Source organism: Enterobacter cloacae complex sp. P14RS (assembly GCF_014895895.1).
GTDB lineage: Bacteria > Pseudomonadota > Gammaproteobacteria > Enterobacterales > Enterobacteriaceae > Enterobacter > Enterobacter bugandensis.
In genome coordinates this window covers 40,723-56,069 of sequence record NZ_JADBQM010000014.1, presented here as the reverse complement: position 1 = coordinate 56,069, position 15,347 = coordinate 40,723, and the positions used below count along the sequence as shown (strand labels likewise).

14 protein-coding genes are annotated in these 15,347 nt (G+C 59.6%); 6 read left to right on the top strand and 8 right to left on the bottom strand.

Annotated features, from left to right (window positions below; genetic code table 11):
• Positions 1 to 3 precede the first annotated feature (3 nt).
• Positions 4 to 1,203 (bottom strand): enterochelin esterase, encoded by a 1,200-nt coding sequence (fes, locus tag IM295_RS12825; RefSeq protein WP_193066777.1) that lies wholly within the window; start codon positions 1,201 to 1,203, stop codon positions 4 to 6.
• Positions 1,204 to 1,348: 145 nt separating this feature from the next.
• On the opposite strand from fes, the gene IM295_RS12820 reads away from it, so the two are divergent.
• Both IM295_RS12820 and entD read left to right on the top strand, forming a co-directional pair.
• Positions 1,349 to 3,589, top strand: a complete 2,241-nt coding sequence (locus IM295_RS12820) for a TonB-dependent siderophore receptor (protein ID WP_045631298.1) — start codon at positions 1,349 to 1,351, stop codon at positions 3,587 to 3,589.
• An 81-nt stretch (positions 3,590 to 3,670) separates the two neighbouring features.
• Positions 3,671 to 4,360, top strand: a complete 690-nt coding sequence (gene entD / locus IM295_RS12815) for an enterobactin synthase subunit EntD (protein ID WP_193066776.1) — start codon at positions 3,671 to 3,673, stop codon at positions 4,358 to 4,360.
• Here entD and IM295_RS12810 read toward each other — a convergent pair.
• From IM295_RS12810 to betT, 7 genes are all read right to left on the bottom strand, one after another.
• Positions 4,296 to 5,135 (bottom strand): metal ABC transporter permease, encoded by an 840-nt coding sequence (locus IM295_RS12810; protein WP_193066775.1) that lies wholly within the window; start codon positions 5,133 to 5,135, stop codon positions 4,296 to 4,298. The genes entD and IM295_RS12810 overlap by 65 nt on opposite strands.
• A complete protein-coding gene (gene sitC, locus IM295_RS12805; protein WP_048998924.1) occupies positions 5,132 to 5,980 on the bottom strand; it encodes an iron/manganese ABC transporter permease subunit SitC in 849 nt (282 codons plus the stop codon). Before sitC ends, IM295_RS12810 begins: the two co-directional genes overlap by 4 nt.
• Complete coding sequence (locus IM295_RS12800) at positions 5,977 to 6,783, bottom strand: manganese/iron ABC transporter ATP-binding protein (RefSeq protein WP_047367689.1); 807 nt, start codon at positions 6,781 to 6,783, stop codon at positions 5,977 to 5,979. Before IM295_RS12800 ends, sitC begins: the two co-directional genes overlap by 4 nt.
• Before the next feature lie 2 nt (positions 6,784 to 6,785).
• Positions 6,786 to 7,697, bottom strand: a complete 912-nt coding sequence (locus IM295_RS12795) for a metal ABC transporter substrate-binding protein (RefSeq protein WP_047362700.1) — start codon at positions 7,695 to 7,697, stop codon at positions 6,786 to 6,788.
• Positions 7,698 to 7,900: 203 nt separating this feature from the next.
• Complete coding sequence (gene nadS, locus IM295_RS12790; protein WP_041910964.1) at positions 7,901 to 8,185, bottom strand: NadS family protein; 285 nt, start codon at positions 8,183 to 8,185, stop codon at positions 7,901 to 7,903.
• Between the two features lie 2 nt (positions 8,186 to 8,187).
• Entirely contained in the window at positions 8,188 to 8,574 is a 387-nt protein-coding gene (locus IM295_RS12785; RefSeq protein ID WP_041912044.1) for a type II toxin-antitoxin system RelE/ParE family toxin, read from the bottom strand.
• Between the two features lie 138 nt (positions 8,575 to 8,712).
• Positions 8,713 to 10,746 (bottom strand): choline BCCT transporter BetT, encoded by a 2,034-nt coding sequence (gene betT, locus IM295_RS12780; RefSeq protein WP_045260749.1) that lies wholly within the window; start codon positions 10,744 to 10,746, stop codon positions 8,713 to 8,715.
• A gap of 128 nt (positions 10,747 to 10,874) precedes the next feature.
• Between betT and betI the strand changes: the two genes are divergently transcribed.
• From betI to IM295_RS12760, 4 genes are all read left to right on the top strand, one after another.
• Entirely contained in the window at positions 10,875 to 11,462 is a 588-nt protein-coding gene (gene betI / locus IM295_RS12775; protein ID WP_023334836.1) for a transcriptional regulator BetI, read from the top strand.
• A 13-nt stretch (positions 11,463 to 11,475) separates the two neighbouring features.
• A complete protein-coding gene (betB, locus tag IM295_RS12770; RefSeq protein WP_193066774.1) occupies positions 11,476 to 12,948 on the top strand; it encodes a betaine-aldehyde dehydrogenase in 1,473 nt (490 codons plus the stop codon).
• Between the two features lie 13 nt (positions 12,949 to 12,961).
• The gene (gene betA / locus IM295_RS12765) at positions 12,962 to 14,626 is read left to right on the top strand and encodes a choline dehydrogenase (protein WP_193066773.1); all 1,665 of its coding nucleotides are present in this window, start codon (positions 12,962 to 12,964) and stop codon (positions 14,624 to 14,626) included.
• 149 nt (positions 14,627 to 14,775) lie between these two features.
• Positions 14,776 to 15,339: a fasciclin domain-containing protein gene (locus tag IM295_RS12760; RefSeq protein WP_193066814.1), complete on the top strand. Its 564-nt coding sequence runs from the start codon at positions 14,776 to 14,778 to the stop codon at positions 15,337 to 15,339.
• Positions 15,340 to 15,347 lie beyond the last annotated feature (8 nt).

Sequence of the window (15,347 nt, the reverse complement as noted above, 5' to 3'; positions counted from 1 at the left end):
CCGTTAGTGAATGAGCGGCTGCCAGAGGGTCATCAGCCCCTGCGTCAGCCCACCGCGCCAGCAAAGCGCATCGTGTCCGCCGTCAACCTGACGCCAGATAACCGGTTGCTGAGTGTGTAGTTCGGCGAGGATCGCCTGGTTTGCGCGCAAGATAAGCGGCTCGTTGCGCCCGGCTTCAAGAAGGATGCGTAGCCCGCGAGGGGATATTTCGCCGGTTTTAAGTTGTTCGATTAACAGCCCGTCCTGCTGCCCGCCGCGGTGCGGCCACCAGTAGGATCCGGACTGGCTGAGCACGCAGCCAAAACGCTGCGGCCAGTGCAGTGCGGCATAAAGGGAGGAGAGACCGCCAAAGCTTTGCCCTGCGACCACCGTACGGTCGGCGCGGTCGCTAAACGGCGCGCGTTGTTGGACAAGGGGGAGAAGTTCTTCCTGCACCGCCAGCCAGAAGTCGGGATTGCACGGCAGCTCGCGGTTACGGTGCTCCATATTAATAACATCGATTGAGACGTAGACCGCAGGCGGCAGGTTGCGCTCGGCGGTGAGCGATGCCAGCGCAGGCCAGACCGGCATGCTTTCGGCCCAGAACTGCCCGTCAAGCAGCACCGCCAGCGGGCGCTCGGGGCTTTCATCCCCGGTGGTAAAAATCCACACGCAGCGACGGTTCTTCAGGCGCGCGCTGTGCCACTCAATGCAGACAGGCTTTTTGTAAGGCGTATCAGGATGGTTCCAGCCCGGCTGTACGGGCGCCTCCGGCATTTCCAGCGCCGAGACGGCGTGCCCGCGCCCGCCGCGCCAGCTCTGCGGATTCAGCGGGTCTGAAACCGCGTGAGGCAGCAGCTTGCGCCAGCCTTCGCGCAGCGCCATGCGGTCCGGCTGCTCGCCTTCAAATACTGCATCGGCAAAATCGTTTTCGTTATCGGAGGGGATAAAACAGTAGCTGCCGCGCCATTCGGGGCTGAACTCCCCCTGCCACTGCCAGACGTCGGTATCGGGAATGCGTTCAAGCGATTGCGGGCGGGCATTCTGATGGTGGTCGGTCACGCCGGTAACGTAGAGCCAGACGCGTTTAACCGTTGAGGTCTGCTGGGTTCCCGCCGGGTCCCGCCACCAGAATGTGACGCGATAGTTTTCCTCATGACGTTGCCATTCCGGCCCGTTTTTCGACTGCCACCACGCTTCACTTCCGGTTGTTAACGCCGTCACCCTTATAACCCCATGTTTAGCAATATTTTTTGTTTCAGAGCAAATTTTATTGATAATATTATTGATAACTATTTGCATTTGCAATAGCGTATTGCCCGCGCTGTGGGAAGCGCGTTCATAAATAACCATAAAAGCGGGACGTACAATGAATAAGAAGATTCACTCTCTGGCCTTGCTGGTCAATTTAGGGATTTATGGCGTCGCGCTGCCTGCCATGGCAGACGACAACGCCGCTTCTGCGCAGCACGAAGACACGATGGTGATCACCGCCGCCGAGCAGAATTTGCAGGCGCCTGGCGTGTCGACCATCACCGCCGATGAGATCCGCAAAAACCCGCCCGCGCGGGACGTGGCGGAAATCATCCGCACCATGCCGGGCGTTAACCTGACCGGGAACTCCACCAGCGGCCAGCGCGGGAACAACCGTCAGATCGACATTCGCGGCATGGGCCCGGAAAACACCCTGATCCTGATCGACGGCAAGCCCGTCACCAGCCGCAACTCCATCCGCCTGGGCTGGCGCGGCGAGCGTGATACCCGCGGCGATACCGGCTGGGTACCGCCGGAGATGATCGAGCGCATCGAAGTGATCCGCGGCCCGGCCGCCGCACGCTACGGTAACGGCGCGGCGGGCGGCGTGGTGAATATCATCACCAAAAAGTTCGACGACCAGTGGCACGGCTCCTGGAACACCTACCTGAACGCGCCTGAACACAAGGATGAAGGTTCTACCAAGCGCACCAACTTCAGCCTGAGCGGCCCGCTGGGCGGCGACTTCAGCTTCCGCATGTTTGGTAACCTGGATAAGACTCAGGCCGACGCGTGGGACATCAACCAGGGCCACCAGTCTGAGCGTACCGGAGCCTACGCCAACACCCTGCCCGCGGGCCGCGAGGGTGTAGAGAACAAAGACATCAACGGCGTGGTGCGCTGGGACTTCGCGCCGATGCAGTCGCTGGAGTTTGAGGCGGGCTACAGCCGCCAGAACAACCTCTATGCGGGTGACACGCAAAACACCAACAACGACAACGCGCTGGTGAAGAAGAACTACGGCAAAGAGACGAACCGTATTTATCGCCAGAACTTCGCCGTGACCTGGAACGGCGGCTGGGACAACGGCATTACCACCAGCAACTGGGCGCAGTACGAACACACCCGCAACTCCCGCCTGGGCGAAGGGCTGGCGGGCGGTACGGAAGGCCTGTTCAACAGCAATAAATTCACCGATACCGACCTGGCCGACGTGATGCTGCACAGCGAAATCAACCTGCCGATTGATTTCATTGTGAACCAGAACCTGACGCTCGGCACCGAGTGGAACCAGCAGCGGATGAAGGATTCAACCTCCTTCTCGCAAACCCAGCAGGGTGGCACCATCCCGGGCATGAGCGAAGACCGTAGCCCGTACACGTCAGCGGAGATCTTCTCCCTGTTCGCTGAGAACAACATGGAGCTGACCGACAGCACCATGCTGACCCCTGCCCTGCGCTTCGACCACCACACCATCGTGGGCAATAACTGGAGCCCGTCCCTGAACCTGTCGCAGGGTCTGGGGGATGACTTCACCCTGAAGATGGGCATCGCGCGTGCCTACAAAGCACCAAGCCTGTACCAGACTAACCCGAACTACCTGTTGTACAGTAAAGGCCAGGGCTGCTACGCAAGCTCCGACGGCGTGGGCTGCTACATGATGGGTAACGACGATCTGAAAGCGGAAACCAGCATCAACAAAGAGATTGGCCTGGAGTGGAAACGCGACGGCTGGCTGGCGGGCGTGACCTGGTTCCGCAACGACTATCGCAACAAGATTGAAGCGGGTTACGCGCCGATTGGCCAGACCTCCACCGGTAAAGTCACCACCGATATCTACCAGTGGGAAAACGTGCCGAAGGCGGTGGTGGAAGGTCTGGAAGGCTCCCTGAACGTGCCGGTCAGCGACACCATCAACTGGACCAATAACATCACCTATATGCTGCAGAGCAAGAACAAGGAGACCGGCGACCGTCTGTCGATCATTCCGGAGTACACGCTGAACTCAACCCTGAGCTGGCAGGTGCACCAGGATGTGTCATTGCAGTCGACCTTCACCTGGTACGGCAAGCAGCAGCCGAAGAAGTACAACTACAAAGGCCAGCCGGTGACCGGGTCTGAAAAAGACGAGGTCAGCCCGTACAGCATCGTTGGCCTGAGCGCCACCTGGGACGTGACGAAAAACGTCAGCCTGACCGGCGGCGTGGACAACGTCTTCGACAAGCGCCAGTGGCGCGCGGGTAATGCCCAGACCACGGGGAACGCGACAACCGGCGCGTATATGTACGGTGCGGGGGCGTATACGTATAATGAACCGGGTCGCACCTGGTACATGAGCGTAAACACAAGATTCTGATACAGGCAGTGACCTACCCCTCTCCCTGTGGGAGAGGGTTGGGGTGAGGGCATCAGTCCGCACAATTCAGAGGGAAAAACCATGCACACCGCCCACAGCACATTTTCTCTCGCCGGCCTCACCCTCCACCGCATCACCTTCGACCCCGCCACCTTCGCCGACGCCGATCTCCTCTGGCTCCCCCATCACGCCCAGCTCGCTGACGCCGGACGTAAACGCAAGGCTGACCATCTGGCAGGACGCATCGCCGCCGCGCACGCCTTACCTGACCACACCGTTCCCGCCATCGGCCCCAGCGGGGAACCGCTCTGGCCGGACGGAATTTCCGGCAGCATCACCCACAGCGGCACGGAGGCGATGGCTGTCGTCGCGCCATACCCTGCGCTTATCGGTATCGATAGTGAAGCGATCCTCGCCGAAAATGAAGCAAGGGAAATCAAAGATGGCATTATAGATGCCCAGGAAGAGCGCGTGCTTTCCCGCTCGGGTTACCCGTTCGCCCTCGCCCTGACGCTGGTTTTCAGCGCCAAAGAGAGCCTGTTTAAGGCCCTCTTTCCGCAGGTGCAGGCTTACATGGGGTTTGACAGCGCGCGCGTCACCCTGCTCGACGATAACACGCTTACGCTGGCGTTGACCCGTCAACTGTCAGGCTTTAACGAAGGCTCCGCCTTCACCCTGCACTGGCAACTGCGCGGCGAGCAGGCGATCACCCTGCTGTCACACGTTCCTGCCGACGCGCCTTCACGCTGGTCACCACAAACGTCACGATAAACACCACCGCGAACAGGACCACTATGGTCGGCGCGGGCGCACTGTCGAGATAAAACGAGGCATACACGCCGCTGAGCGAGACCAGTACTGATACCACCACTGCCACCAGCAGCGCCGTGTGAAAGCGTCGGGCGATCAGCACCGCCACCGCGCCGGGGGCAATCAGCAGCGAAATCGACAAAATAATCCCCACCGCCTTCAGCGTCGCCACGATGGTCAGCGACACCATGCACAGTAAGCCATAGTGCAGCCAGCGGGCGCGCAGGCCGCTCGCCTGCGCCTGCTGATAGTCAAAGCAGAACAGCAGGAAATCGCGCCATTTCAGGCCAATCACCAGCGCAATCAGCCCCGTGACGAGACCGCTTTGCAGAATGTCCATCCCGTTAATGCCCAGCATATCGCCGAACAGAATGTGGTCGAGATGCACCTCAGGTTTGACGGCGATATAGAGGATCAGCCCCGCGCCGAACATCCCGGAAAAGACAATCCCCATCACCGTATCCTGCTTGATCCGGCTGTTGTCCTTGAGGTAGCCGGTGGCGACCGCGCAAAACAGACCGGCAACGAACGCGCCCAGCGCCAGCGGCAGGCCCATCACCCACGCCAGCACCACGCCGGGAAACACCGCGTGGCTCATGGCGTCGCCCATCAGCGCCCAGCCTTTCAGCACCAAAAAAACCGACAGCAGCGCGCAGGGCACGGCTACCAGAAGTGAAATCAGCAGCGCGTTGTTCATGAACGCAAACTGGAAGGGTTCAAGGAGCAGCGCCATCATGGGTGTGCCTCCTTCGCGCGACGACGGCTGGCGAGCAGCCCGTGCTTCGGCGCAAAGACGAACGCCAGCAGGAACAGCAGCGTCTGGGCGACCACAATAATGCCGCCGGTGGCGCCGTCCAGGTAATAGCTGGCCCACGCGCCGAGGAAGCTGGTGAGGCTGCCAATGGCGACGGCAATCATCAGCAGACGCGGGAAGCGGTCGGTCAGCAGCCACGCGGTTGCGCCGGGCGTAACCACCAGGCAAATCACCAGAAACGCGCCGACGGTTTGCAGCGCCGCCACGGTAGAGACCGCCAGCAGCGTGAAGAACAGGATCTTCAGGCGCTCAGGGCGCAGGCCGATGGCGCGGGCGTGGTTCTCATCAAAAAAGGTCACCATCAGATCTTTCCATTTGAACAGCAGGATAACCATCGACACCACGCCGATAATCGCCAGCTGGACGATATCCTCCGGAGCGATAGCCAGAATATTGCCGAGCACGATGGTCTGAATATTCACCGAGGTTGGGTTGAGCGAGACCATAAACAGCCCCAGCCCGAAAAAAGAGGAGAAGATCAGCCCGATAATGGCGTCCTCCTTCAGGCGGCTGCGCTGGTTGAGAAACAGCATGCTGCCCGCCGCCAGCCCGCCCGATAAAAACGCCCCCAGCGAGAACGGCAGCCCGAGCATGTAAGCCCCCGCTACGCCCGGCACGATGGAGTGCGAGAGCGCATCGCCGATTAGCGACCAGCCTTTGAGCATCAGGTAGCAGGAGAGAAACGCACACAGCCCACCCACCATCGCCGAGACCCACATCGCGTTGAGCATGTACTCATAGCTGAAGGGTTCGAGAAGCGCGTTCATTTTGCCTCCTGCCGGTGCGTAACGAAGGGCCGCTCGTCGTCGGTGATAATGCGGTCTTCAGAACCGCTGAGCACCACGTGGCGCAGCACGCCGCTGAAGGCGCGCTCAAGGTTTTCGGCGGTGAAGGTGGTTTCCGTCGGGCCGCTCGCCAGCACGGTGCCTTTGACCATCACCGTGTAATCGCAAAACTCCGTGACCGAGCCTAAATTGTGGGTCGAGACCAGCATGGTTTTGCCCTCGTCGCGCAACTCGCGCAGCAGGCTGATGATTCTGGCTTCGGTTTTAACGTCCACGCCGGTAAACGGCTCGTCGAGCAGGATCACCTCGCCCTGCTGGGCAATCGCCCGCGCCAGGAAGACGCGCTTCTTTTGCCCGCCGGAGAGCTCGCCAATCTGCCGGTGGCGCAGCTCGAGCATATCCACGCGCTTCAGGGCGTCGGTCACGATCTGCCGATCCTGCGCTTTAGGCCGCCGCAGAAACCCCATATGCCCGTAGCGCCCCATCATCACCACGTCCTCGACCAGCACCGGAAACGACCAGTCGACCTCTTCCGACTGCGGCACGTAGGCGACCAGGTTCTGGCGCAGCGCCCGGTGAGGCGGCAGCCCATTGAGGGTGATAGTGCCGCTCGCCGCCCGCACAAAGCCCATCACCGCCTTAAACAGCGTGGACTTGCCGGAGCCGTTCACCCCCACCAGCGCGGCAATCGATCCGCCGGGCACGCTGAACGACGCATTGCGCAGCGCCGTGTGGCCGTTGCGGTAGGTCACGGTCACGTCCGTGACGACAATCCCCTTCTGCATGGTCACTCCTTCATGCCGTCGCGAATGCCCTGCACCAGCGTGCGGGTGGTGACGTTCAGCAGATCGATATAGGTCGGCACCGGGCCGTTTTCCGCGCTCAGGGAGTCAACGTACAGCACACCGCCGTAGTGGGCGCCGGTTTCCCGCGCCACCTGACGCGCCGGCTTATCGGAGACCGTGCTTTCGCTGAATACCGCCGGGATGCGATGTTTCTTCACCAGATCGATCACCTTGCGCACCTGCTGCGGCGTGCCCTGCCGATCGGCGTTGATCGGCCACAGGTAAAGTTCCTTCATGCCCAGATCCCGCGCAAGATAGGAGAAGGCGCCCTCGCTGGTCACCATCCAGCGTTTGTCTTCCGGGATCTCCGCCACCTGCTTGCGCAGCGGTTCGAGGGTCGCGACGATCTTCTGCTTGTAGGCCTCAGCGTTGCGTTGGTAGACCTGCGCGTTGGCCGGGTCGTACTTCACCAGCGCGTCGCGGATGTTATCAACGTAAATCAGCGCGTTGTCCGGCGACATCCACGCGTGCGGGTTAGGCTTGCCATCGTACGGCCCCTCGCTGATGCCCATCGGGGTGATGCCCTGGGTGACAATCACCTCCGGCACGCCGTTCAGGTGCTGATAAAAACGCTGGAACCACAGCTCCAGGTTCATGCCGTTCGCCAGGATCAGCTGCGCCTTTTGCGCGCGCTTGATATCCCCCGGCGTGGGCTGGTACTCGTGGATTTCAGCGCCCGGTTTAGTGATGGAGGTGACTTCTGCGGCATCCCCCGCCACGTTTTTCGCCATATCCGCGATGACGGTAAAGGTGGTGATGACCTGGAACTTTTCAGCCGCCAGCGCGCCCGTGCTGGTCGTAGCCGTGAGCAGCGCGCCGAGCAACAGACGCTTTAATCCTTGCAGTGGGTGCATCGCAGAAGTCTCCTGAGGTGGTGAAATTCAAAGCAAAATTAGCCCGTGCTATAAGGTATAGCACAGGCTATATTTAAATGAAAATGGTTATCATTAAAGTTATGTCAATGAAGGGCGGGCCTGACGGCGCTTCGCTTATCAGGCCTACGGAAAAGCAGTTTTGAAGGCCGGGTAAGCGCAGCGCCACCCGGCATAAGGGCGACTCACAGCCCGGCAAGTGCCTTGTAAAATGCAGGATTCTCCCTAATCACATTAAGTACCTTCGCCGCCAGCCCGGTTGGATTGCGGCGTTTGGACTCCCAGCTCTTTATCGTATCGACGCTCGTGCCAAGCGCCTTCGCCATTTCGCTTTGCGTGATATTGAGCTGCTCTCTGATGGCACGCACATCAGCAACTTCATAGCGGGTTACTCGGGAAGCGGCTTTTCTTCCGTTATGGATCTCAACGGCCTCTTCAAGCGAAGATTTTAATTCATTAAAAATACTCATTATCAGCCTCCACCTGCCTGATTGGGGTACATAGTACACCTCTCATTTACGGCACTGGAAGCAGTATTTTTCAGAATGGAAGTCAGCTTTTTAAGTTCTGCTTTCTCTGCCTCTGTCAGGCTGTCCTTTATGCATTTTGGATAGGCCATAATGAAATAGATCACCTCCTCCGTGGCCAGAAAGTAAATCACTCTGATACCCCCTCTCTTTCCCTTTGAGGCTGCCGCCATCCTTATTTTACGTAAACCACCCGTCTGCTGGATCAGGTCACCTTTATCAGGCCACGCAATAAGTTCCTTTTGCAGATCCTTTAATTCATCATCCGTAGCAATGCTTTTAATCTGTCGGGTAAAGAGTGATGTTTCGATAAACTCTATCGCATGACTCATCCATAGTTCCTTCCCTAAACGCAGCAAAAGCCCGAATGCTTCAACACCAGGCTCATGCTGCATGGTTACTCTTCCTTGAGTAATGCTGCGCCAAATAACTGTATTTATATACAGATTAAAGGTATTTTAAGAATCCGTTTAGACATCCGGGAACATCACGCTATTCCCCGGCGCTTCCCGGTGCAGGTGGATAAAGTTCAGGTGCCGTTCATACTGGTCCAGAATATCCGTAATCACCTGCTCCTTGCTGTAGTCCATCAAATCATTCCCCTGGCTACCCTCCAGTAAGAAGGTTTCCAGCCGGTAGTAGGTTGATTTCCCGCTGCGCGCCCGGTAGGTAAAGCCAGGCACCGAGTACTGCTGCGGCCAGATCTGATAGACAAAGTTCTGCTCGTCGCCCATGTGCACCAGCAGATCCAGGTGCCCCAGGGTTTCGCCCTCCTCCGGCGGCAGGTTTTTCAGCTCCACGTAGGCACCACGCAGCTTCAGCTCCTGCGCCACCTCTTCCATCGCCGGGAAGCAGACCGTCTCCATCATCTGTTTGGTGTAGCGCGTGCCCGGGTAGTTCATCAGGCGCGACAGGCGTTTCTTCCAGCTCAGCCTGTCCTGAGCGCCCATTGGCCGCGGTGCGGTGTCGCGGCTGGCGCTGACGCGGCGGTAGTCTTCCACCTTGAGCGATTTATACAGCCCGGCCATCACGAAGAAGATCACAAAGCTGAACGGCAGGCCCATGATCACCGTGGTGTTCTGCAGCGCCGAAATGCCGTTGGTCATCAGCATGCCGAGCGTCAGCAGGCCGATGGCGACCGACCAGAAGATGCGCAGCCAGTTCGGCGCGTCGCTGTTGATGTCCTTCAGCTTTGAGGTGAAGTTCCCCAGCACCAGCGCGCCGGAATCCGCCGAGGTGACGTAAAACAGCAGGCCGGTGATGGTCGCCACGGAGGCGCTAAAGGTGAACGCCGGATACTGCGCCAGCAGGCTGTAGAAGCCGCGCTCCGGGTGCGCCATCGCTTCCTGGGCAAAGGTTGCGTTGCCGTGGATGATCTCGTGCAGCGCGCTGTTGCCGAAAATCGACAGCCACAGCAGGGTAAAGGTGAACGGGATAATCAGCGTGCCCATCACAAACTGGCGGATGGTACGGCCACGCGAAATGCGCGCCAGGAACAGGCCGACAAACGGCGACCACGCAACCCACCACGCCCAGAAGAAGAGCGTCCAGCTGTTCATCCACTCTACCGGGCGGTCGAAGGCGAAACTGTTCAGCGTCATGCCCATAAAGCGGTTCACGTAGTCGCCCACGTTCAGCACCAGGGCGTTGAGCAGGAACGACGTGTCGCCCATAAACAGCACGAACAGGATCAGGCCCAGCGCCAGCGCCACGTTCAGCTCAGAGAGCACGCGGATGCCCTTATCCACGCCGGAGGTCACCGAAATGGTGGCGATAATCACCGAGAGCGCAATCAGCGCCGCTTTCGCCGCCATCGAATCCGGGATATCAAACAGCACGCTTAGCCCATAGTTGAGCTGGACCACGCCAATGCCGAGCGTCGTCGCGATGCCGAAGATGGTGCCAATTACCGCCGCAATATCGACGCTGTGGCCAATCGGGCCGTTAATTCTTTTCCCGAAAATCGGGTACAGCGCGGAGCGGATGGTGAGAGGCAAATTATAACGATAGCTAAAGTATCCGAGCGCCATGCCCATCAGGGCATACATCGACCATCCTGTCAGGCCGTAGTGGAACAGCGTCCAGACCATCGCCTGGCGCGCGGCCTCCATCGTCTGCCCTGCCCCTTCCGGCGGCTGCATATACTGCGTGACCGGCTCGGCTACCGAGAAGAACATCAGATCGATGCCGATGCCCGCGGCAAACAGCATCGCCGCCCAGCTCAGCAGGCTGAACTCGGGCTTGGACTGCTCTGGCCCGAGCTTCACCGAGCCGAAGCGCGAGCAGGCAATGCAGACCACGAAGACGATATAGAGCGTCGCCGCCAGCAGGTAGTACCAGCCGAAGGTCTTCGACACCCAGTTCAGGGTGCGGCCAATCCACTCGGCAGAAAAATCGTTAAAGAAAATGGTCGTCAGGGAAAACAACAAAATCAGCCCGGCGGACGTATAAAAAACGACCGGGTTGATTTTGTCTTTTTCTCTGTCTTGTGAAAGGTCTGTCATCCAGTATCCCCACTGTTTTTGTAACTATTGAAATCCAAATTCGCAACAATTAAGACACATTTTATATTGAACGTCCAATCAAAAACCGCTTTAATAGATTACCAACGCTGATGAATGGAGTGGCAAAAATGCCCAAAGTGGGGATGCAGCCGATCCGGCGCAGGCAGCTTATCGACGCCACGCTGGAAGCAATTAATGAAGTGGGCATGCATGACGCAACCATTGCGCAGATCGCCCGTCGGGCGGGCGTGTCCACGGGGATCATCAGCCACTATTTCAAAGATAAAAACGGCCTGCTGGAAGCGACCATGCGCGACATCACCGGCCAGCTGCGCGATGCGGTATTAAGCCGCTTACGCGCCCTGCCGAACGGCAGCGCGGAGCAGCGTTTGCAGGCGATTGTCGGCGGCAATTTTGATGAAACCCAGGTCAGCGGCGCGGCGATGAAGGCCTGGCTGGCCTTCTGGGCGAGCAGCATGCATCAGCCGATGCTCTACCGTTTGCAGCAGGTCAGCAGCCGCCGGTTGCTCTCAAACCTGGTGTACGAGTTCCGCCGCGAGCTGCCGCGTGAACAGGCTGAAGAGGCGGGCTACGGGCTGGCGGCGCTGATCGACGGGCTGTGGCTGCGCGCCGCGCTGAGCGGCAAGCCGCTGGACAAAACCCTCGCGCAATCGCTCACCAGCCACTTTATCAGCCAGCATTTACCGACCGAATAACCGAGGAGAATTTATGTCCCGAATGGCAGAACAGCAGCTTTATATCAATGGTGGTTATACATCGGCCACCAGCGGTCGCACCTTCGAGACCATCAACCCGGCCAACGGTGAAGTCCTGGCGACCGTGCATGCCGCCGGGCGCGAAGACGTCGATCGCGCCGTAGAAAGCGCAACGCGCGGGCAAAAAATCTGGGCGGCGATGACCGCCATGGAGCGCTCCCGCATCCTGCGTCGCGCCGTCGACATCCTGCGCGAGCGCAACGACGAGCTGGCAAAGCTGGAAACCCTCGACACCGGCAAGGCGTTTTCTGAAACCTCGACCGTCGACATCGTCACCGGCGCGGACGTGCTGGAGTACTACGCGGGGCTGATCCCGGCGCTGGAAGGCAGCCAGATCCCGCTGCGCGAGACCTCATTCGTCTACACCCGCCGCGAGCCGCTGGGCGTGGTGGCGGGCATCGGCGCGTGGAACTACCCGATCCAGATCGCCCTGTGGAAATCGGCCCCGGCGCTGGCGGCGGGCAACGCGATGATCTTCAAACCGAGCGAGGTCACCCCGCTCACCGCCCTGAAGCTTGCGGAGATCTACACCGAGGCGGGCCTGCCGGACGGCGTGTTTAACGTCCTGCCGGGCGTGGGCGCGGAGACCGGCCAGTACCTGACCGAGCATCCGGGCATTGCCAAAGTCTCCTTTACCGGCGGCGTCGCCAGCGGCAAAAAGGTGATGGCGAACGCCGCGGCCTCGTCCCTGAAAGAGGTGACGATGGAGCTGGGCGGCAAATCGCCGCTGATTGTGTTTGACGATGCGGATCTGGATCTCGCGGCGGACATCGCCATGATGGCCAACTTCTTCAGCTCCGGCCAGGTGTGCACCAACGGCACCCGCGTGTTTATTCCGGCTAAATTCAAGGCCGCGTTTGAGCAGAAAATCGTCGAGCGCGTGGGCCGCATCCGCGCGGGCGATCTGTTCGATGAAAACACCAACTTTGGTCCGATGGTCAGCTTCCCGCACCGCGACAGCGTGCTGCGCTACATCGCCAAAGGCAAAGAAGAAGGCGCGCGCGTGCTGTGCGGCGGCGACGTGCTGAAGGGCGACGGCTTTGACAACGGCGCGTGGGTGGCCCCGACCGTGTTCACCGACTGCACCGACGAGATGACCATCGTGCGCGAAGAGATCTTCGGCCCGGTGATGTCCATCCTCACCTATGAAAGCGATGAAGAAGCCATTCGCCGCGCCAACGACACCGACTACGGTCTGGCGGCGGGCATCGTCACCGCCGATCTGAACCGCGCCCACGGCGCCATTCATCAGCTCGAAGCGGGCATCTGCTGGATCAACACCTGGGGTGAATCCGCCGCGGAGATGCCGGTTGGCGGCTACAAGCACTCCGGCATTGGCCGCGAGAACGGCGTGATGACGCTTCAGAGCTACACCCAGGTGAAGTCCATCCAGGTTGAGATGGGTAAATTCCAGTCCATATTTTAACCGGGAGGTTTATTTGCAATTTGACTACATCATTATCGGGGCCGGCTCTGCCGGCAACGTACTGGCTACACGACTGACTGAAGATCCGAACACCACCGTCCTGCTGCTTGAGGCGGGCGGGCCGGACTACCGCTTTGACTTCCGCACCCAGATGCCCGCCGCGCTGGCCTTCCCGCTGCAGGGCAAGCGCTACAACTGGGCGTACGAAACCGAGCCAGAGCCTTTCATGAACAACCGCCGCATGGAGTGCGGACGCGGAAAAGGGCTGGGCGGTTCGTCGCTGATCAACGGCATGTGCTACGTGCGCGGCAACGCGATGGATCTGGACAACTGGGCGAAAGAGCCGGGTCTGGAGCACTGGAGCTACCTCAACTGTCTGCCCTACTACCGCAAGGCAGAGACCCGCGACGTGGGGCCGAACGACTACCACGGCGGCGACGGTCCGGTGAGCGTTACCACCTCGAAACCGGGCGTGAACCCGCTGTTTGAAGCAATGGTGGAAGCAGGCGTGCAGGCGGGCTATCCGCGCACAGACGATCTAAACGGCTATCAGCAGGAGGGCTTCGGCCCGATGGACCGCACGGTCACGCCGCAAGGCCGACGCGCCAGCACCGCGCGCGGCTATCTGGACCAGGCGAAACCGCGCCCAAACCTGACCATCCGCCCCCACGCCATGACCGATCGCATCCTCTTTGAGGGCAAGCGCGCGGTGGGCGTTGAGTGGCTGGAAGGCGAAAGCACTATTCCGTCCAAAGCAACCGCGAAGAAAGAAGTCCTCTTGAGCGCCGGGGCGATTGCCTCCCCGCAGATCCTCCAGCGCTCCGGCGTGGGCAACGCTGACCTGCTGAAGCAGTTTGATATCCCGCTGGTGCACGATCTGCCCGGCGTGGGGGAAAACCTGCAGGATCATCTGGAGATGTACCTCCAGTACGAATGCAAAGAGCCGGTCTCCCTCTACCCTGCCCTGCAGTGGTGGAACCAGCCGAAGATTGGCGCCGAGTGGCTGTTTGGCGGCACCGGCGTAGGTGCGAGCAACCACTTCGAAGCGGGCGGATTTATCCGCAGCCGCGAGGAGTTCGAATGGCCAAATATTCAGTACCACTTCCTGCCGGTGGCGATTAACTACAACGGCTCGAACGCGGTGAAAGAGCACGGCTTCCAGTGCCACGTCGGCTCCATGCGCTCCCCGAGCCGTGGACACGTGCGCATTCAGTCGCGCGATCCGCACCAGCATCCGGCGATCCTGTTCAACTATATGTCCCACGAGCAGGACTGGCAGGAGTTTCGCGACGCGATCCGCATCACCCGCGAGATCATGCACCAGCCCGCGCTGGACAAGTACCGCGGCCGCGAAATCAGTCCGGGTATTGACTGCCAGACCGATGAGCAGCTGGACGAGTTCGTGCGTAACCATGCCGAAACCGCGTTCCATCCGTGCGGCACCTGCAAAATGGGCTATGACGAGATGGCGGTGGTTGACGGTGAAGGCCGCGTTCACGGGCTGGAAGGGCTGCGCGTGGTGGATGCGTCGATTATGCCGCAGATCATCACCGGCAACCTGAACGCCACCACCATTATGATCGGCGAGAAGATTGCCGACGCGATCCGCGGGCGCGAGCCGCTGGCAAAAAGTACGGCCGCGTATTATGTGGCCAACGGGGCGCCGGTCAGACGCTGAGGATATTTCCTCTCCCCCTTGCCCTCTTCCATACGGGAGGGGGCTTCCCACCCAAAATTTATTTTTTATTTTTCTGCATCCAGTTCACCCCCTCCCCTCGTATATGTGTATGTGAGCAATCCCTTTGCTCCCTAAACCGAGGAAAGATGATGAAAAAGCTAACCCGTGTTGCACTCGTCGCCAGCGCTTTACTCTTCTGTGCAGGCACATCAGCCGCCATGACGTCAGGCTCCGTGATGGTAGGCGGAGCGGAAATGTTCCCGAGCAAAAATATCGTTGAAAACGCCGTGAACTCGAAAGATCACACCACGCTGGTGGCCGCCGTCAAAGCGGCTGGACTGGTGGATACGCTTCAGAGCAAAGGGCCCTTCACCGTATTTGCGCCGACCAATGCGGCGTTTGCGAAATTGCCTGCCGGCACGGTCGAGAACCTGGTCAAACCCGAAAATAAAGCCACGCTCACCAGCATCCTCACCTATCACGTGGTCGCCGGTAATTACGATATGAAGGCGCTGGAGCAGAAAATTAAACAGGGCGGCGGACACGCGGAGCTGAAGACCGTTAACGGTCAGCCGCTGTGGATCATGAGCAACGGCCCGCACAACATTCAGCTTAAGGACGGTAAAGGCAATGTGGCGAACATTAGCACCTATGACGTTCATCAAAAAAACGGCGTGATCGATGTGATTGATACCGTCCTGATGCCTAAGTAGTTGTCTAT